The sequence below is a fragment of the Streptomyces sp. PT12 genome (assembly GCF_003311645.1).
Classification (GTDB): domain Bacteria; phylum Actinomycetota; class Actinomycetes; order Streptomycetales; family Streptomycetaceae; genus Streptomyces.
The window spans coordinates 43,062-61,431 of the sequence record NZ_QEST01000028.1; the positions used below are offsets into that span (position 1 = coordinate 43,062).

The following is an 18,370-nucleotide window of genomic DNA, read 5'->3' on the forward strand; positions in this document are numbered from 1 at the left end:
CGGCGCCCTGAGCAGGCGCCCTGAGCAAGGGTCAGGCGGGAGCCCCTGTGACGGAGGTGCCGGAGCGGGTGATGTGGTAGGTCAGCGTCGTCCCGCTCCAGTAGTGGAACGTCAGCGTCACGCGCGCGCCGTCGTCGACCTCGGCGAAGAACTCGGGGGTCAGCGTCGTGGCGCCCGCGTCGTAGTCGGGGGCGAACGCGCGGTCGAACTCCTTGAAGGGCGTCCAGTCGTGGGGGCCCGCGTTGCTGCCGTCGTCGTACACGGCCTCCATCGTGGCGAGCCGGTCGCCGCGGAAGTCGGTGGGGACGGCGAACGCGCTCGTGGTCCCGCTCGCCGCGCCGAGCACCGGCGTGTCATGGGTGATCAGGTCGATCCGCCAGGGCACGCCCGAGGAGAACCGCGCGTGCAGCACCGCGTTCACGCCGTACTCGCGGTCGCCGCCGAGCCGGGTGAGCGCGGCGGCGGTGAGCGTGAGCCGGTCGCCGTCGACCGTGTAGTCGGCCCCTCGGGCCAGCTCGGTGTCGCCGTGCCAGAGCCCGGTGAACGTCGTCCCGTTGGGGTGCAGCGTGAGCGACGCGTCGGCGATGGGCGCGGAGCGGGCGCTGAAGACCTGGTCGGATGAGGCCGTGCCCGACCTGGTGGTCCAGCTGGATTCGATCTGCGCGAACAGCTCGGGGTCATTCCACCGGAATCCGGTCCGCTGGAAATGCTGGCCGTTGTCCCAGAGCATCGTGGTGATGTTCCTGGCGCGGGCTTGGTGCCCGAACAGCTCGAAGAATTTCAGCTTCTCGCCCTGCTGAATGGTGCCGGTGTGCCGGTCGAAGCCGAGCAGCCCGTATTCGCCGATGATCACCGGAATGCCGCGGGCGACAAAGGTGTCGTGGACGCGGTCGAACATCCCGGTGAGATCGGCCCGCGCGGTGTCGTCGAAACGGAATCCGCCCGCGACATTCACGCTGAACGGCCAGTATCCGTAGTAGTGCACCGTGGCGACGAGGTTCGGGTCGTCGAGGGCGTCGAACGTGGCGGCGAGCTCGTCGAGGCGCGGCTGGTCGGCCGAGGTGTGCAGGCTCGGCAGGACGAGGAGGCGGGTGGCGTTGCCGCCACCGGAGTCGCGCACGACGCGGTGGAAGGTCGTATTGAGCACATCCAGCAGCTCCGCGTTCTCGGCGTCCCCCGAACTCCCGTTGAACTGCGGCTCGTTGACGCTCTCGAACGTCAGCCGCTGGTCGGCGTCGCGGAACCTGTCGGCCAGCTGCGTCCAGATGGCCTCGTAGCGGGCGAGCACCCCGGCGCGGTCGGCTGGCATGTCCGCGATCCACTCCCACGAGTCGTGGTGGATGTTGAGCATGACGTAGAAGCCGTCGGCCAGGGCCCAGTCGACGACCTCCTCGACGCGGTCGAGGTGGGCGGCGTCGATCGTGTGGTCGGGGGCCAGGCGCTGGGTCCAGGTCACGGGGACGCGGATCGAGTTGAAGCCCTGGGCCCTGACGTTGTCGAGCAGTTCCTCGGTGATGCGGGGGTTGCCCCACGAGGTCTCGTCGCCACCGGTGGCGTCGAGCGAGTTGCCGAGGTTCCAGCCGGGCTGCATCGCCGCGACCGCCTCCCTGGCGTCCTGGGCGGCGGGGGGTGCCGCGGCGGGGGCGGCGGGGGCGGCCACCGCGCCCGGTCCGACGAGCAGCGCGAGCAGGCCGCCGACCACCAGGCCGACCCACCGGCGCATCGTTCTCGTGCCATGCCGAAAGGCCATGACGCTCCTCGAAATCACGCGAAACGGCGGAAGAAGGCCGCGCGGGAACGCCCGGCCGACGGCGGCGCGTCCCGGCACCGCACGCCGCGATATTGGCAGTAACACGTCAATCACACAAGGCCGGGAAACGACATGCCTGGGCCGCACTTTCGGCCCTCCCGCATTCCAGGGCCAGGGCCGCCGAGCCGAAACACGCCATTTCCGCAGCTCACGGCCGTCGAAGGAAATTCGACAACGGATCGTCGAATACGGTTCGGCGCGGTACGCGAAACCGGGGATCGGGACCTGGCGTGTCCGTGTCGCGGGGTTCGGACGGCGGTCGAGGTGTTACCCATGGCGGTGTCCAAGGAGCGGACCGGTGCGCCGTCAGGGCGTCGGCCCTCCCCACGCACGACGGAAGGACGACACCGATGACCGCTCCTGTGAAGGAGATGCTGGAGACCTACCCGGCCGATCTGGGCCGGATCGACCGCCAGGCCCTGGCCCGCTGCATCGAGGAGTGCTTCTCCTGCGCGCAGACGTGTACGGCCTGCGCGGACGCGTGCCTGTCGGAGGAGCGGGTGGGCGAGCTGCGCACCTGCATCCGCACGGACCTCGACTGCGCGGACATCTGCGAGACGACGGGCCGCCTGCTCTCGCGCCACACCGGCTACGACGCCAACCTCACGCGGGCCCAGCTCGAGGCGTGCGCGATGGCGTGCAGGGCGTGCGGCGACGAGTGCGCGCGGCACGCGGACGCGCACGAGCACTGCCGGGTGTGCGCACAGGCGTGTCGGCGGTGCGAGCGGGCCTGCAACGATCTCCTGCGGGCGATGGGCTGACGGGCTCGGCGCAGCCGAGCGGATGGCCCCGGGGCGCGCCGGTCCGAAGGGACGGCGCGCCCCTCGGGCCGGGGGTCTGTTCTGCAACGGGGCACGTTGTGTTCAACGCACGGTGTGCCGCGTTTCAGAAGGGCACCCCTCTTCGGCTAAGCACTGGATAAAGACGGCCCCGCCTCCCGGAGGAGGCGGCCAGGGCAGGCCCGAAGGGTGCGCGCCACCGCAACCGACCACCGGGAGAACGGCCGCCAAGTACCGTCGCGGCCGCGCCCGTTCGGCGAACGGCTCCGGCCAGCGACAAGACCGATCGGCTTACCGAGGCGTGAGGGGCCCATGACGGGCCCGTGACTACGCCGTCGTGGTGCCGAACGTGTCGAGCAGATACGGGAGTTGGTGGGCCGCGGCGGGGCGGACCAGGGGGAGGGAGACGCCCGCGGCCCGGTAGGCGGCGACGCGGGCGGTGACATCGGCGGCCGTGCCGGTGGCCGTCAGTCCGGTGACATAGCGCTCGGGGATGGCGCGGGCCAGCTCCGCCTTGCCGCCGCGTTCGAACGCCGCGCGGAGGCCCGGCAGGTCGTCGGGGTCGATCACCGGCTCGCCGACCGACATCTTGGCACGCGGCGTCGAGGCGTAGGTGAACTTGGATGCCACCTCCCAGCGCATGTGCGCGACGGCCGCGGCCGGGTCGTCCTCGATCGAGGTGTTGATCAGCTGGGCCACCGCGAGCCCGGCCGGGTCCCGCCCCGCGCGCTCGCAGCCCTGGCGCACCAGGGCGACCGCGTTGGCCGCGTACGCGGGCGAGGCGCCCGCGTCGAGCAGCACGCCGTCGCCGATGGCCCCGACGTTGAGCAGGCCCTTGCGGCTCGCGGCGGCGATCCAGATGGGGATGTCGGGGCGCGGGGGCGTGAAGTTGAGCGAGGCATTGTCCATGCGCACCACCTCGCCCTCGTAGGTGACGCTCTCGCCGCGCAGGAGCGCCCTGATGGTCTCGACGTACTCGCGCAGCGTCGTCACCGGGTCGGTGAGCGGGACGCCGTTGCGGGCGGCGTGCTTGGCGGTGAACGCGCCGACGACCAGCACGAGGCGCCCGCCGCTGAGCTCGTCGAGGGTGGCCGCGGTCTGGGCCATCACCAGCGGGCTGCGGAGCTTGACCACCTGGGTGGTGCCGAGCTCGACCCGCTCGGTGGCGGTCGAGAAGGCGCTCAGGGCGGTGACCGAGTCGCGGTTGGTGAACAGCGTCTCGGAGAAGAACGCCATGGAGAAGCCGCGCTCCTCGGCGGTCCTGGCCTGCTCGGCCATCGCGCGGACGTCCGTGTCCGGGTCGTAGCCCATGGCGAGGCCGACGGGCGGGACGGACGCGGGTGCGGTCGGGGTCATCGGGGGGAGTCCTCGCAATCGGTGCGGTCGGTCGGCCAGCGCGGGTCGCGGAACGGCGAGGGCGCGACGGCGCGCCCTGCCACAACGCGTGGCTCGCCGCCGCTGAAGACGTGGACCACGGCAGGCTCGTGCGTGGTCACCAGCACGTCGGCGGCCGCGCCGGGGGCGATGCGGCCGACATCGGGCAGGCGCAGCGCGTCGGCCGGGTGCGCGGTCACCAGGGCGAGGGCGGCGTCGAGGCCGAGCACCCCGCCGTCCACGAGGTCGCGGACGCACGTCAGCAGGCCGAGCTGGTGGGAGAACGCCTCGCGCCCGCCGTCGGGCCGCACCCGGGGAACGGAGGCGTTGCCGTCGCTTGAGAGGGTGAGCAACTCGGCGGGGACGCCCGCGGCGAGCAGGTGCCGCACGGCCGCCACGGGGCCCACGGCACCGGCCACCCGGCCAGGGTGCAGCAGGGGGTTAACGTCGACGCGGCAGCCGCGCAGCCCCAGCGCGGTGGCGGCGGCGAGGGTGTCGCGGGTGTGGTTGGCGTGGGTGAGCTGCACGCGGGCCGGGTCGGCGCCGGACTCGGCGAGCGCCCACTCCAGCGGCTCGGTGCCGCCCGGGCGGGTGCCCAGGTGGACATGGAGCAGCGCGGCCCGGCCCGTGGTGGCGGCGACCCAGGTCAACTCGCTCAGGAGCCGGGCGAGTTCGGCCCGGTCCGGCGCGGTGGCCAGGCGTTCGCCCAGCGCGATCTTGACGCCGACGAGCTGGGGCAGCGTGTGCAGGTCGCGGCGCGGGTCGCCGGTGAGGACCGGTGGCGGCCAGGCGAAGCCGCCCAGCATGGCGTGGGTCCGCAGCCCGGCCGCCGACAGGGCGGCGGCCTTGGCGAGCAGCGCCTCGACGCTCCTGGTCAGGGTGTCGACGCCCGGCATGGCCACGCAGGTGGTGATGCCCGCCTCCAGCGCGGCGTCGGCCGGGAGCTCGGGGATGCGGGACCCGTATCCGGCCGCTCCCCCGCCGCCGAGGACGTGCAGGTGGCCGTCGACGAGCCCCGGCACGACCAGCAGCCCGCGGCAGTCCCACTCCGCCGCGTCGCCCGCCCACGCCCTGACGGCGTCGGCCCCGCCGAGCGGCGCGACCGCGAGCACGCGGCCCGCGGCCATCAGCACGTCGCCGTCGGCCCAGCCCGCGGGGGTGAGCACCGAGCCGCCGCGCAGGATGGTCGTGCGCACGGGTCAGCCGACCGGTTCGCCGTTGACCGTCACGGCGTCGAGCAGCAGGTCGGAGAGGTTCCACCGCTCGCCGATCTCGGCGTAGGTGCCGTTCTCGATCAGGGTGGCCAGCGCGTCGGCCACCGCGTCGCGCAGCTCGGGGTTGTTCTTGGCGACGGCGATGCCGACCGGGATCTGGGCCAGCGGCTCGTCCACGGTGGCGTAGCGGCCGGGCTCCTGCTCGTTCATGAGGTAGGCCACGGACTCGGCGCCGCGGATCGTGGCGTCGGCGCGGCCCTGGTCGAGCTGGATCAGGGCGTCCGCGGTGCCCGAGGCGGCGACGACCTCGACGGGGTCGGCGCCCTGGCACGCCTCGTCGGCCGCGGCGGTCAGCGCGTCGCGGTAGCCGACGTCGCCGGTGTCGAGGACGACGCTGCCGCCGCACAGGTCGGCCAGGGTGCCCAGGTCGGTGCGGTCGGACGTCGTGAACAGCTGCGGGCCCGTGAGGTAGTAGTCGACGAAGTCGACCGTCTCACGCCGGTCGGGCAGGTCCTGCATCGCGGAGTGCACCAGGTCGAGGCGCCCGGTGGACAGGGACGGCAGGTACTGCTCGTACGCCTGCTGCTCGAACGTGATCCCGACGCCCAGCTCGTCGGCGATGGCGGTGGCGAGGTCCACGTCGAAGCCCTGGCGGTTAGCGGGGTCCTCGTCGCCCTCGGGCAGGAAGGACATGGGCGGGTAGACCGGGCTGTTGCCGACCCTGAGCGTGTCCAGGTCGAGCCCGGCGGACGCGTCGGGGGCGCCCGAGGCGTCGGAGTCGTCGGCGGACGAGCCGTCGCCGCCGCAGCCGGCGAGCACGGCACAGACCGCGCCGACCGCGGCCATCGCGCGCAGGTGCTTCATGAGCGGAATCCTTCCGGATAGCGGAAACGGTGCGGAAATGAGACCGAAACCACAGTGATGCGAAGTAACGGATGGGATAGGGGTGATCGCGGTGGTTGGAGTGGTCAGGGGCGGGTGTCCAACAGATTGCTCTGGCGCCACGCCGGTGTCACCCGACAAAATGTCGAGGGTTCTGGTCAGGGCTGGACCGCTGGTACACCCCTCCGCTCCCGCCTGAGAACGGAAGGTGTTCCCCATGCCCGTCACCATCGAACGCATCGTGGCACTGCCCGATCTCCGCCTCGACATCGTCGCGGGGCGCGAGGGCCGCGACCGGCAGGTCCGCTGGGTCCATGTCTCCGAGGTCGTCGACCCCACGCCCTGGCTGCGCGGCGGAGAGCTGCTGCTCACCACCGGGATGCGCGTCACCGACCCGGAGGACTTCCGCCCCTATGTGGACCGGCTGGCCGACGCGGGCCTGGCCGGTATTGGCTTCGGCGTCGGCATGGGCTACGCCGCCGTGCCCGAGCCGTTGATCGAGCAGGCCGACCTGCGCGGCATCGCCGTGCTCCGCATCCCGGTCGACGCCCCCTACATCTCCATCTCGGAGGCGGTCTCCGACATGCTGTCCGAGGAGCGTTACCACGCCATCTCCCGCGCCTTCGAGGCGCAGCAGGCCCTCACCAGGGCCGCGCTCTCCGGGTCGACCGAGACGCTGGTGCGCGAGGTCGGCAAGCAGCTCGGCGGCTGGGCGATCCAGGCCGACAGCACCGGGGCCGCCCGCGCCGCGTGGCCCGCGGCGGCCGCCTCGCGGCTGCCCGCGCTGCTGCCCGACCTCATACGGGTCAGGGAGAGCGGCGGGCGCAGCTCCTCCACGATCCTGGGCCCCGGCGAGTCGACCGTGATCCACCCGCTGAGCGTGGACGGCCTGCCGCGCGGCTTCCTGCTCGCGGGCACCGACCGCCCGCTCGGCACCTATGAGCGCCATGTGCTGTCGGGCGCGGTGGCCCTGATGACGCTGGAGATCGAACGCGCCCAGGCGGTCACATCGAGGCTGCGGCGGCTCCAGTCGGACGAGCTGGCCCAGGTGCTGCGCGGCGGGCGGCTGCCGCTGCACTGGGCGCGGCAGATCAGGGGCTGGGGCCTTGACCCGATGGACCTGCGGGCGTTTGTGATCCTGCCGCCGCCCGCGGGCCGCGGCGCGGGGGCGCCGACCGCGACGGCCAGGGCGGCGGCCGACCGGCTGCACGCGCTGCTCGACGGGCGGCGGGCGCCCGGGGTCACCACCGTCCTGCGGCACACGGGCGAGACACAGCTGGTGCTGGTCGGCGGCGGCGGGTCCGGACCGGCCGAGGCCGTCGACGAGCTGATGGCCGAGCTGCCGGGGGCCCACCTGGGCGTCGGCGAGGCGGGCGCCGTCGAGGACGTGTGCCGCTCCTACGAGGCCGCCGCGCGGGCCGCCTCGATCGGGCGCATCGAACGGCGCAGCGTGACCCGCTTCGAGGACCTGGCCGCGATGCAGCTGCTGCTGCGGTCCGAACAGCCGCAGACCGTCGCGACGTTCGTGCGGCGCGTGCTCGGGCCGCTCGCGGCCGAAGGGGCGGACGAGCGGCACCGCACCCTGCGCGCGACGCTCCAGACGTTCCTCGCGCACAACGGGCAGTGGAACGTCTCGGCCGCCGCGCTCGGCGTGCACCGGCACACGCTGCGCATGCGGATCGACAAGATCGCCGAGCTGACCGGGCGCGACCCGAACTCCTCCTACGCCCGCATGGAGCTGTGGCTGGCCCTGCTCGCCGAGGGCGCGGCCCCCGAGCCCGGCTGAGCCCCCGGGGCCGACCGGATGTCCACCCCGCGCCCTGAGGACAGGACATAAAGGCGGGTGCCGCAGCGCCCGCTGCCGTGAGGAGACTGGGCCCCGACCAGCCAACGGGCCCCTTCAGGTCGTGAAGGACCGGCCCTCGCGGGAAGGACGACATGTACGGGAACGACGCCGCCGCCGCGTTCGGCCTGCGCCCGGTGAGGCGGCGGCACTGGGGGCGCTGGGCCTCCGCCGCGATCATCGTGGCGCTGCTCGCCGCCGTGGTACGGGCGTTCGCCATGGGCGCCATCGAGTGGGACGTGGTCGGCGACTACCTCACCGCCGACATGATTCTCAAGGGACTGGCCAACACCGCCGTGATCACCGCGGCGGCCATGCTGCTCGGCGTCGTCGTCGGCATCCTGATCGCCGTGCTGCGCCTGTCGGCCAACCCCGTGGCCAACGCGGTGGCCGCGGGCTATGTGTGGTTCTTCCGCGGCGTGCCCGTCCTGCTGCAACTGCTCATCTGGTACAACCTCGCCCTCGTCTTCCCCACCATCGGCGTGCCGGGGCTGTGGGAGGGCTCGACGGTCGAGGTGATGACGCCGTTCATGGCCACCCTGCTCGGCCTCGGCCTCCACCAGAGCGCGTACACCGCCGAGATCGTGCGCGGCGGCATCCTGGCCGTCGACCGGGGCCAGACCGAGGCGGCGCTCTCCCTGGCCCTGCCGTCGGGCGCGGTCTTCGGCCGCATCGTGCTGCCGCAGGCGATGCGCGTCATCATCCCGCCGCTGGGCAACGAGTTCATCTCCACCCTCAAGACCTCCTCGCTCGCCGCCGTCGTCACCTATGGCGAGCTGCTCCAGAGCGCCCAGCTGGTCTACTACCGCAACAACCGGGTGATCGAGCTGCTGATCGTGGTGGCCGTGTGGTACCTGGCCGTCGTGTCGGTGCTCGCCGTCGGCCAGTACGCCGTCGAGCGCCGCTACGGCCGCGGCTTCACGCCCACGCGCGACGCGAGCGGCCCCGGCGCGCGCGGGGGCGCCCGCGGCGGCGTGCGCGGCGTGCGCGGCGCACGCGCCCGGAAGACGATGGGGAGCGAAGCATGACCACCGAGACCGTGCTGCGCGCCGTGGGCGTGACCAAGCGATTCGGCGACCTGCCGGTGCTGCGCGGCATCGACCTGACCGTCACCGCGGGCGAGGTGGTCTGCCTGATGGGCCCTTCGGGCTCGGGCAAGAGCACGTTCCTGCGCTGCGTCAATCAGCTCGAACGGCCCGACGGCGGCTACCTGGAGGTGCGCTCCGAGCTGCTCGGCTGGAAGCGCCGCGGCGACACCCTGCGCGAGCTGAGCCGCAGGGAGATCGCCCGCCAGCGCCGTGGCATCGGGATGGTGTTCCAGCGCTTCAACCTCTTCCCGCACCTGACCGTGCTCCAGAACGTCACCGAGGCACCGGTCCGCACCCGCGCGCTACCGCGCGCCGAGGCCGAGCGGACCGCGCGCGAGCTGCTGGGGCGGGTCGGGCTCGCGGAGAAGGCGGACGCCTACCCGGGGCAGCTCTCCGGCGGCCAGCAGCAACGGGTCGCCATCGCGCGCTCCCTGGCCACCAGCCCGTTCCTCATGCTCTTCGACGAGCCGACCTCCGCCCTCGACCCCGAACTCGTGGGCGAGGTCCTGGCCGTGATGCGCACGCTGGCCGAGCAGGGCATGACCATGATCGTGGTCACCCACGAGGCGGGCTTCGCCCGCGATGTCGCCGACCGGATCGTCTTCATGGACGGCGGCGTCATCGTCGAGGAGGGCCCGCCCGCGCGCCTCCTGGCCGCCCCTTCCCACCCGAGGACCAGGGACTTCCTGGCCCGGGTCACCGCCGCGCACGGCGATCCCCCGGGCCCGCCCACCGAGACCGTCGAGACGCCCGGGACATCCAGCACCGCCGACACCGCCGAGAAGGGACAGAGTTGACTTCCTCCCCCGCCTAAAGGCGGGGGATTCCAGCGGTCGCCCGCTGGGGTTCCTGCTTCACCGACGACTGCCCTGTCCGGGAGGACTCCCGTTGAGGTCTTACACCGTCTCCACAGGCTGCTGCCGCCAGCCCGGCGGCCAGGACGTTGCGTGCCGCGTTCACATCACGGTCATGCACCACGCCGCACTCGCACGTCCACGTCCGGACGTCCAGCGGCATCCCCGCCGCGACCGTGCCGCAGGCCCCGCACAGCTTCGAGCTGGGGAAGAAGCGGTCGATCACCACGAGGTCACGCCCGTACCAGGCGCACTTGTACTCCAGCATGGAGCGAAACTCCGTCCAGGACGCGTCCGAGATGGCGCGCGCGAGGCGCCCGTTCTTCAGCAGGCTGCGGACGGAGAGGTCCTCGATCACGACCACTTGATTCTCGTGGACGAGCCGAGTCGACAGCTGGTGGAGGAAGTCCCGGCGCCGGTCAGCGATCCGCGCATGGATGCGGGCGACCTTGCGGCGGGCCTTCTCACGGTTGGCCGAGCCCTTCTGCTTGCGGGACAACTCCCGCTGCGCGCGCGCCAGGCGCGTACGGTCACGCCGCTCGTGCCGGGGATTGGTGATCTTCTCCCCGGTGGACAGGGTCACCAGGGAGGTGATGCCCGCGTCGATTCCGACCGCCGCACCCGTGGCAGGGGCCTCGGTGATGGTGTCCTGGCACAGCAGGGACACGAACCAGCGGCCCGCCGCATCGCGGGAGACGGTCACGGTGGACGGCTCCACTCCCTGGGGCAGGGGACGCGACCAGCGGATGTCCAGGGGCTCCCTCATCTTCGCCAGCGTCAGTTGTCCATCGCGCCAGGTGAAGGCGCTGCGGGTGTACTCGGCCGACGCCCTCGATTTCTTGCGCGACTTGTAGCGCGGGTACCCGGCCCGCTTGGCGAAGAAGCTGGTGAACGCCGTCTGAAGGTGACGCAACGCCTGCTGAAGCGGGACGCAGGATACCTCCGCCAGGAACGCCAGTCCCTCGGCCTTCTTCCATCCGGTCAGCATCGCCGACGACTCCACGTAGGAGACCCGCCGCTGCTCGCCATACCAGGCGCGGGTACGTTCCTCAAGCGCCTTGTTGTACACCAGGCGCACGCAGCCGAACGTCCGCGACAGCTCAGCCGCCTGCTCGCTCGTGGGATAGAAGCGGTACCTGAACGCCCGCTTGACCTGCCGCGACATGCCTCACACCCTATCAACTCCCATGTCAGCCAAGGGTGTCGATCGGTGGCCGTAGACGCCGAATCGCCCCGGCGGCGATCCGCCTTCCCCTGCCCTGCTCCACAGGAGCTTCGTTTCCTCCCCGGCCTGAAGGCCGGAGTATCCACGAAGGAGACCAGATGATCAACCGGCAGGGGCCGCGCTCCTACGACCTGTGGGGTGTCCCCTTCGACGGCGGGTCCACGCTGGGCCGACCCGGCTCGCGTTACGCGCCTGACCGGATCCGCCAGGCGCTCGGCTGGATCACCCAGCGCGTCCAGGACGGGCGCATCTACTCGCTGGAGAGCGACACCGTCTTCGACATCGGCGACGACCTGCTGCGCGACCGCGGCGACGCCCCGGTCACGGGCCACGACCTGGCCGCGACGACGGACGCGTGCAGCGCGGTCGTGGCCGAGTCGCTGCGCGCGGGGCGGGTGCCGATCGTGCTCGGGGGCGACGACGCGCTGCTGTTCCCCGTGGCCCGCGGGGTGCATGACGCGGTGGAAGGGCGCGTGGGCATCATCCACTTCGACGCGCACCTCGACCTGCTCGACCACAACCCCCACCAGGGGAAGTTCAGCCAGTCCAGCGGCATGCGGCGCAGCCTTGAGCTGGCGCGGATCTCCGCGGCCGACTGTGTGCAGGTCGGCTCGCGGCACTTCAACTTCCCTGCGTCAGGGGAGTTCAAGCACACCCACGGGCTCTCGCACATCACAGCGGGAGAGTTCCAGGCGCTCGGCCCCGCACAGGCCGCCCGGCAGATACTCGACCATGTCTCGGGCGCCGACCACCTCTTCCTGTCCTTCGACATCGACGCCATCGACCCGGCCTACGCCCCCGGCTCGGGCGCCCACGAGCCGGGCGGCCTCACCTCGGGCGAGGCGCTCGAAGTGGTCAGGCTGCTGGCGCCGCACTGCACGGCCATGGCCCTCACCGAGGTGAACCCCATGGTCGACCTGCACGACGCGACCACCACGCTCGCCGCGTATCTCCTCTTCCACTTCGCGGTCTTCGGCTGCCGCCCCGCCCCCCGTCTCGAGCACCACTGATGACCGGCGCCTCCCCGTACGAGGGGTTCCGCGGCGCGGGCGTGCGGCTGAGCGAGGAGCAGCTGCCGCACCTGCGCACCCACCGCACCGACCTGCTGGGCGACTCGCTGCCCTGGATCCACGCGTTCGACAAGGCCCACCTGGTGATGCTCGCCGAGTGCGGCCTGCTCACCGGGCCCGACGCGGCGGCGCTGCTCGGCGCGCTGCGCGCCATGGAGGCCGAGGGCATCGCCGCGGCGCGCGACCGCGCGGGCGGCGGGATGCACTCGGCCGAGCACCACCTCATCGGCGCGCTCGGCATCGAGCTGGGCGGGCGCATCAACATGGGCCGCAGCTCGGGCGACCTGATCGAGGTCGCCAGGCGGCTGACGATCCGCGAGCACCTGACGGCCCTCACCGACGCCGCGCTCCGACTGCGCGGCACACTGCTCGACCTGGCCGCCGAACACGCCGAGACCGTGCTGCCCGGCTACACGCACGGCCAGCACGCCCAGCCGACGACGTTCGGCCACTGGGCCCTGATGTTCGAACGGGCGCTGGCCCGCGACACCCAGCGCTGCGCGAGCCTCTACGAACGGCTCAACCGCTCCCCCGCGGGCGCCGCCATCATGACCGGCACCGACTTCCCGATCAGCCGCGAACGCGTCGCCGAACTTCTGGGCTTCGACGCCCCGTTGGCCAACACCATGGACGCCATCCTCAGCCATGACCTGGAGATGGAGGTCGCCGCGGTGTACGCCACGGCCGCCGCCACCCTCTCCCGGCTCGCCGACGACCTGTTCCTGTGGTCGACCGCGGAGTTCGCGTTCGTCGAGCTGCCCGACCGCTACTGCGGCACCAGCTCGATCATGCCGCAGAAGAAGAACCCCGACGCGCTCGAGATCGTCAAGTCCGTGGCGGGGCAGGCGCTCTCCGGGCTGGTCGCGGTGGTCACGGCGGAGCGCGGCCCGACCGGCTTCCCCATCCTGGAACGCCGCCGCTCCCAGGACCTGTTGTGGGCCACGGGGCGCGAGCTGGCCGCGCGGCTCGGCGACCTCGACGGCATCCTGCGCGACCTGCGGGTGCACAGGAAGGCCATGGCCGAGGCTGCGGGCGCGCACTGGGCCCAGGTCACCGACGTGGCCTCCGCCCTGGTCACCGCGTCCGGTGCCGACTGGCGCACGTCCCACCAGGTGGTCGGGCTGTTCGTGCGGCGCAGCATCGAGCGCGGCCTCACCCCGGCCACCACCACGCTCGCGGTGCTCGACGAGGCGGCCTGCGAGGTCCAGGGCCGCCCCAGCGGCCTGGACGAGGCGGCGTTCCGCGACGTCATGGACGCCCGCGCCTTTGTGGCCCGCCGCACCCTGTACGGCGGCCCGGCCCCCAAGGCCGTCCTCCGCGAACGGGCGGCGGCACAGGCCGAGTTGGACGCCGACCGAAGCGCGGCCGCGGCCCGCACGGCAGCCCACCGCGCGGCGGCCGAGTCCCTGGAACGCGCGGTGGACGCGTTGATCGGGACCCGGCCGGACGCCTGACCCGCGGCGCCCTCGCGCGGAAGGCGGCCTCGTCGGGGTCGGCGCGGGACGGTCCTTCGGCGGTGGTCTCGATCCGCAGGAGCAGCCGGTGCAGCGCGTCGACCTCGTGCGCGTCGAGCCCCGCGAACAGGTCGGCCTCGACGGCCGCGATCCCGGCGTGGAGGTCGGCGACCAGGCGCGTTCCCCGGGATGAGATCGATCTACTAGCCTCCACGATGCGTTTCCTCGTCCCCAGGAGGGGCCATGTTTGTCGCCTATGTCATCGTCGGGATCGTCCTCGCCCTGCTGCTCACGTTCTCGGGCCGCACCAAGCTCGCGCGCGACGAGCGGATCGTCGAAGGGCTGACCGGCATCGGCGTGCCCCTCAGCTGGTTCCCGTTCCTCGCGGCCAGCGAGTTCGCGGGCGCGATCGGCCTGGTGGTCGGCTTCTGGTGGGCACCGATCGGCATCGCGGCCGCGATCGGCGTGATCCTCTACTTCGTCGGCGCGGTCGCCGCGCACCTGCGCAAGCGCGACCTCAAGGGCCTGCCCCCGGCCGTCCTGCTGCTCCTGGTCGCGATCGCCGCCCTGATCCTGCGCGCCGCCTCGGCATAACCTCCCAGGGGGGAGCGGGGCTACGGAGGGTCCGGTGGTTGCTGGCGTCGCCCGCTGTTCCTGTTTCGTGGTGGGTGCGGGTCACTGATGGGCACCTACGGGAGGGAAGGTGGTGGGTGGCGGTCGTCCCGGTCACCGACCTCTGTCTGGTCGGCGGGGACCGTTCGCCGAACGGGCGCGGCCGCGTCCCTCGTTGACGGCCGTTTTCCCGGTGGTCGGCTGAGGCAGCGCGCACCCTTCGGGCCTGCCCTGGCCGCCCGAAGCGTTTTCAAGCCTGGCGTCGGTTGAGCTCAGGGAGCATGCCGGTGCTTATCTGCGGCTTATGCCAGGGCGGATGCTTTTTGGAAACGCGGCACGTTCTGTTCAGCACAAAGTGTGCCCCGTTTCAGAAGAGACCGCGTCCTCGCGTAAGCGGGGCATAAAGTCAACGGGCCCGCTGAATGACGCGCGCCCCCGCCCCGCACCGGCCCGCCACCTCAGCTCAACGTACGCGCGGTGAACGACGAGAGCGGCGGCCAGGGCAGGCCCGAAGGGTGCGCGCTACCCCAGCCGACCACCGGCAAGGCGGCCACCCGCACACAGTTAGCGGCTGCGCCCGGCTGGCGAACGGTCCGAGCCAGCGACGAGACCGACCGTTTACCGAGACGGCCGCACACCCGACACCCCTCCCCCCGTAGGTGCCCTCAGTAACCCGCACCCCCACAACACCCGACACCCGGCAGACGGCGAACGGGAGGACGTCCAGCCCGTAGCCGCCCCACCGCGAAGCCCGCGCGGGAAGCGCAAAGCCCGCGCGAGACCGCGGCCGCCCACCCGGCCGGGCAGGCCACCGAGCAGGGCCGCGGCTCCTCACCCGGCCGGGCAGGCCACCGAGTCGCGGATGACCAGCCGGGTGCCGAGCAGGACGTACTCGGGCGCGCCCGGCGTGCCGGGCGCCCCGCTCTCCAGGGCCAGCCGCACGGCGGTGCGGCCCAGCTCCTTGTGCTGCACATGCACCGTGGTGAGGTCGATGTCCCGCGCCGGAGGCAGGTCGTCGAACCCCGCGAGCGAGACGTCGTCGGGCACGCGCAGCCCCTCCTCGCGCAGCGCCTGGCGGGCGCCAGCGGCGATCTGGTCGTTGCAGGCGAAGACGGCCGTGAAGTCGCGCGGGCCGCCGTCGAGGCGGTGACGCATCATGCGGTACCCCTCGCGCCACTCCATCGTGCCGTCGACCTCGAGCCCCGGATCGTGTGGAACGCGGTGCGCCGCGAGGGCCGCGCGATAGCCCGCGATCCGGCTCTCCGGCGTGGTGTACCCGGCGCGCCGCCCCAGGAACAGGATGCGCCGGTGCCCGGCCGCGATCAGGTGGCTCGTCATGGCGTGCGCGCCGCCGGTGTTGTCGTACTCGACGACGATGGCGGGGACTTCGGGCCCGAGCGACGGGCGGCCGCACAGCACCAGGTGGCACCCGGCCAGCGTCAGGGCGCGGGCGTAGCCCGCCATGCGCTCGCGGTAGGCGTCGTCCGCGCTGATGTTCCCGACCAGGACGACCGCCTCGGCGTGCTGCTCGCGCATCAGCTGGACGATCGCCAGCTCACGCTCCGGGTCCCCGCCGCTCGTGCCCACGACGCACAGCCTGCCCTCGCGCGCGGCCTGCTCCTGCACCCCCTGCGCGACATGGGCGTAGTGTGGCGACGTCACGGAGTTGACGACGATGGCGACGCTCTTGGGCTGCACCCCGGCGAGGCCGCGGGCGTGGGCGTTCGCCACATAGTCGAGCTCCCGCACGGCGCGCATGACCTTGGCGCGCGTGACGGGGGCGCTCGGATACGTGCCGGAGAGGATCCGGGAGACGGTGGCGACCGAGACCCCGGCGTGCCGGGCGACGTCCCGGATCGTCGTGGGGCGGGCGCGCCCGTCATCGGGCGTGGGCCGACGAGCCATCCGACCTCCCTGCGTCACACGCCTGCGTGAAACCGCTTCAACTGATCGTCGCGGACGAGCCCCACCCCGTCAATTCCCCGATGCAGCCGGATAATTCAGCCCCGAAGGGACATCCAAACGGGCCTTGCGCGGAGTATTGACGCCCTCTGGGGCCCATGCTTCGCTCCCCTTGTGTAAACGGTTTAACTCCCTCACCCGAGCCGCCTCACCGAGCCGCGCCCGCGGCGCGGAGCCGTTTCCACGCACCCCCACAACGCACGCGAAGACGAGGAGGTCTTCATGCAACGCACCCATCGGTGGCGTCCCGCACGGCGGACGGCCACCCTCTCGGCGGCGGTGGCCGCGGGCACGGCGCTCGTCGTCGGGCTCACGACGCTGGGCAACGCCTCGCCCGCCCCCGCGCCCACCGCGGACCCCGCACCGGCCGCCGCCTCGGCGGCGCAGGCCGCGCGCCCGATGGAGAACCTGGGCCGCGGCGTCGTGGCCGTGCGCTCGAGCGACACCGAAGTGCTGGTCTCCTGGCGGCTGTTGGGCCTGGATCCGGAGGGCATCGGGTTCCATGTGTACCGGTCGGCGGGCGGCGGTGACTGGATCAGGATCAACGACGAGGTGCTGACGGGCGGCACCAACTTCGTCGACTCGGCCGCCGACCTGGGCGAGGACAACGCCTACCGCGTCGCCCCCGTGGTCGACGGGGACGAGGGGGAGCCGAGCGAGGCGTTCACGCTGACCGCCGACCACGCCGTGGAGCCGGTGGTCCGCGTGCCACTGCGCCCCGGCGGCGCCGTGAAGTTCACCTGGGTCGGCGACCTCGACGGCGACGGCGAGTTCGACTATGTGATCGACCGGCAGGGGACCACCCAGGCGCTCGAGGCGTACACGGGCGACGGCGAGTTCCTGTGGGAGGTCGACATGGGCCCCAACAGCCAGGATCAGGACAACATTGAGGGCGGCTCGGCGACGATCGACGTCGGCCACAACGACGGCGTCACCGTGCGGGACCTCGACAGCGACGGCAGGGCCGAGGTCGCCGTGCGCGTCGCCGACGGCGTGACGTTCGGCGACGGCGCCGTGCACGAGGAGGTCGACGACGTCCACCAGTCCATCGCCATCCTCGACGGCGAGACGGGCGCGGCGCTGGCCACGGCACCCGTCCCGGACGACTACATCGACGACGGGCCGATGTACGCGCGGTTCGGCACGGGCCACCTCGACGGCGCCACGCCGAGCCTCGTCTCCTATCTGAAGAACCGGATCGGCGACGGCGACTTCAACCTGGTGATCGCCGCCTGGCGGTTCGACGGCGACGAGCTGACCCAGCAGTGGAAGTGGCTGCGCGGCGACCAGGACGCGCCCGACGGGCACAACACCCGCGTCATCGACGTGGACGGCGACGGGCGTGACGAGGTCGTGGAGATCGGCTTCGTCCTGAACGGCGACGGCACCCTGCGCTACTCGCTGGCCGACCAGGGCGTCGTGCACGGCGACCGCTTCCACATCACCGACATCGACCCCTCACGTCCCGGGCTCGAGGGCTACGGGGTGCAGCAGGACAACCCCAGCGGGTTGCGCGAGTACTACTACGACGCGGCGACCGGCGAGATGATCTGGCAGCACGTCGAGGACGGCGTGGGTGACGTGGGCCGCGGAGTCGCGGGCGACGTCGACCCGCGCTTCCCCGGCATGGAGGTGTGGTCGTTCTCCGGCCTGTACAACGCGGCCACCGACGAGCTGACCGAGCCCGACACCGGCCTGGCGCCCTGGCCGCAGCTGGCCTTCCAGTGGGACGGCGACCTCACCACCGAGCTGCTGAACGACGGCAAGTTCGAGGAGTGGGACCCGGAGAACCCCTCGCCGAGCGGCAGCCTGCCCCGGCTGCTCACCACGTCGCGCTTCGGGGCGGTCAACGCCAGCCAGGACATCAACCCCACGTTCTACGGCGACGTCATCGGCGACTGGCGCGAGGAGGCCGTGTACACCAACGCGGCCTTCGACGAGCTGATCGTCTTCACCACCGACCGGCCCACCGACACCCGCCTTTACACGCTGGCCCACAACCCGGCCTACCGCAACGCCATGACGTTCAAGGGCTACATGCAGGGCCACTACCCCGACTACTTCATCGGGGACGGCATGGCCGAGCCCCCGCGCCCCGGCATCACCTACGCGGGCACCTGAACGCCCCGCCGCACGACCGACGGTCCGGCCCCGTTACCTTTTTCGTGGCCCTGAAACGGGGCTCCTGGCCTCCGGGCCCGGC

Annotated in this window: 14 protein-coding genes; 8 read left to right on the forward strand and 6 right to left on the reverse strand. The window is 72.4% G+C overall.

All coding sequences use genetic code 11. The features are described 5' to 3' along the window. Positions 1-31: 31 nt before the first annotated feature. Positions 32-1,750: a cellulase family glycosylhydrolase gene (locus DEH69_RS03595; protein ID WP_113685402.1), complete on the reverse strand. Its 1,719-nt coding sequence runs from the start codon at positions 1,748-1,750 to the stop codon at positions 32-34. 410 nt (positions 1,751-2,160) lie between these two features. Between DEH69_RS03595 and DEH69_RS03600 the strand changes: the two genes are divergently transcribed. Continuing rightward, positions 2,161-2,571 (forward strand): four-helix bundle copper-binding protein, encoded by a 411-nt coding sequence (locus DEH69_RS03600; protein WP_113685403.1) that lies wholly within the window; start codon positions 2,161-2,163, stop codon positions 2,569-2,571. Positions 2,572-2,916: 345 nt separating this feature from the next. On the opposite strand, the gene DEH69_RS03605 is transcribed toward DEH69_RS03600, so the two are convergent. Genes DEH69_RS03605 through DEH69_RS03615 form a run of 3 tightly spaced genes read right to left on the reverse strand, consistent with a single transcriptional unit; the run spans position 2,917 to position 6,041 of the window. Next, the gene (locus DEH69_RS03605; protein ID WP_113685404.1) at positions 2,917-3,945 is read right to left on the reverse strand and encodes an LLM class flavin-dependent oxidoreductase; all 1,029 of its coding nucleotides are present in this window, start codon (positions 3,943-3,945) and stop codon (positions 2,917-2,919) included. Continuing rightward, positions 3,942-5,159 (reverse strand): amidohydrolase family protein, encoded by a 1,218-nt coding sequence (locus DEH69_RS03610; RefSeq protein WP_113685405.1) that lies wholly within the window; start codon positions 5,157-5,159, stop codon positions 3,942-3,944. The genes DEH69_RS03605 and DEH69_RS03610 overlap by 4 nt, the downstream gene beginning before the upstream one ends. A gap of 3 nt (positions 5,160-5,162) precedes the next feature. Then, entirely contained in the window at positions 5,163-6,041 is an 879-nt protein-coding gene (locus DEH69_RS03615; protein ID WP_113685406.1) for a transporter substrate-binding domain-containing protein, read from the reverse strand. Positions 6,042-6,276: 235 nt separating this feature from the next. On the opposite strand from DEH69_RS03615, the gene DEH69_RS03620 reads away from it, so the two are divergent. From DEH69_RS03620 to DEH69_RS03630, 3 genes are all read left to right on the forward strand, one after another. Further along, positions 6,277-7,845, forward strand: a complete 1,569-nt coding sequence (locus tag DEH69_RS03620; protein ID WP_113685407.1) for a PucR family transcriptional regulator — start codon at positions 6,277-6,279, stop codon at positions 7,843-7,845. A gap of 152 nt (positions 7,846-7,997) precedes the next feature. Further along, complete coding sequence (locus DEH69_RS03625; RefSeq protein ID WP_113685408.1) at positions 7,998-8,930, forward strand: amino acid ABC transporter permease; 933 nt, start codon at positions 7,998-8,000, stop codon at positions 8,928-8,930. Further along, the gene (locus DEH69_RS03630) at positions 8,927-9,787 is read left to right on the forward strand and encodes an amino acid ABC transporter ATP-binding protein (RefSeq protein WP_113685409.1); all 861 of its coding nucleotides are present in this window, start codon (positions 8,927-8,929) and stop codon (positions 9,785-9,787) included. The genes DEH69_RS03625 and DEH69_RS03630 overlap by 4 nt, the downstream gene beginning before the upstream one ends. A gap of 13 nt (positions 9,788-9,800) precedes the next feature. Here DEH69_RS03630 and DEH69_RS03635 read toward each other — a convergent pair whose 3' ends face one another. Further along, the gene (locus DEH69_RS03635) at positions 9,801-11,009 is read right to left on the reverse strand and encodes an RNA-guided endonuclease TnpB family protein (RefSeq protein ID WP_113685410.1); all 1,209 of its coding nucleotides are present in this window, start codon (positions 11,007-11,009) and stop codon (positions 9,801-9,803) included. A gap of 158 nt (positions 11,010-11,167) precedes the next feature. On the opposite strand from DEH69_RS03635, the gene DEH69_RS03640 reads away from it, so the two are divergent. The 3 genes from DEH69_RS03640 to DEH69_RS03655 all read left to right on the forward strand — a co-directional run bounded on the left by DEH69_RS03640 (position 11,168) and on the right by DEH69_RS03655 (position 14,187). Beyond that, entirely contained in the window at positions 11,168-12,079 is a 912-nt protein-coding gene (locus DEH69_RS03640; protein WP_113685411.1) for an arginase family protein, read from the forward strand. Then, positions 12,079-13,593, forward strand: coding sequence for an argininosuccinate lyase (argH, locus tag DEH69_RS03645; RefSeq protein ID WP_113685412.1), 1,515 nt, complete (start codon positions 12,079-12,081; stop codon positions 13,591-13,593). Before DEH69_RS03640 ends, argH begins: the two co-directional genes overlap by 1 nt. Positions 13,594-13,836: 243 nt before the next feature. Further along, on the forward strand, positions 13,837-14,187 hold the full coding sequence (locus DEH69_RS03655) for a DoxX family protein (protein ID WP_113685413.1): 351 nt from the start codon (positions 13,837-13,839) through the stop codon (positions 14,185-14,187). An 849-nt stretch (positions 14,188-15,036) separates the two neighbouring features. Here DEH69_RS03655 and DEH69_RS03660 read toward each other — a convergent pair. After that, complete coding sequence (locus DEH69_RS03660; RefSeq protein ID WP_113685414.1) at positions 15,037-16,110, reverse strand: LacI family DNA-binding transcriptional regulator; 1,074 nt, start codon at positions 16,108-16,110, stop codon at positions 15,037-15,039. A gap of 279 nt (positions 16,111-16,389) precedes the next feature. Here DEH69_RS03660 and DEH69_RS03665 point away from each other — a divergent pair, with 279 nt between their 5' ends. Continuing rightward, entirely contained in the window at positions 16,390-18,288 is a 1,899-nt protein-coding gene (locus DEH69_RS03665; RefSeq protein ID WP_258534407.1) for a hypothetical protein, read from the forward strand. Positions 18,289-18,370: the final 82 nt, after the last annotated feature.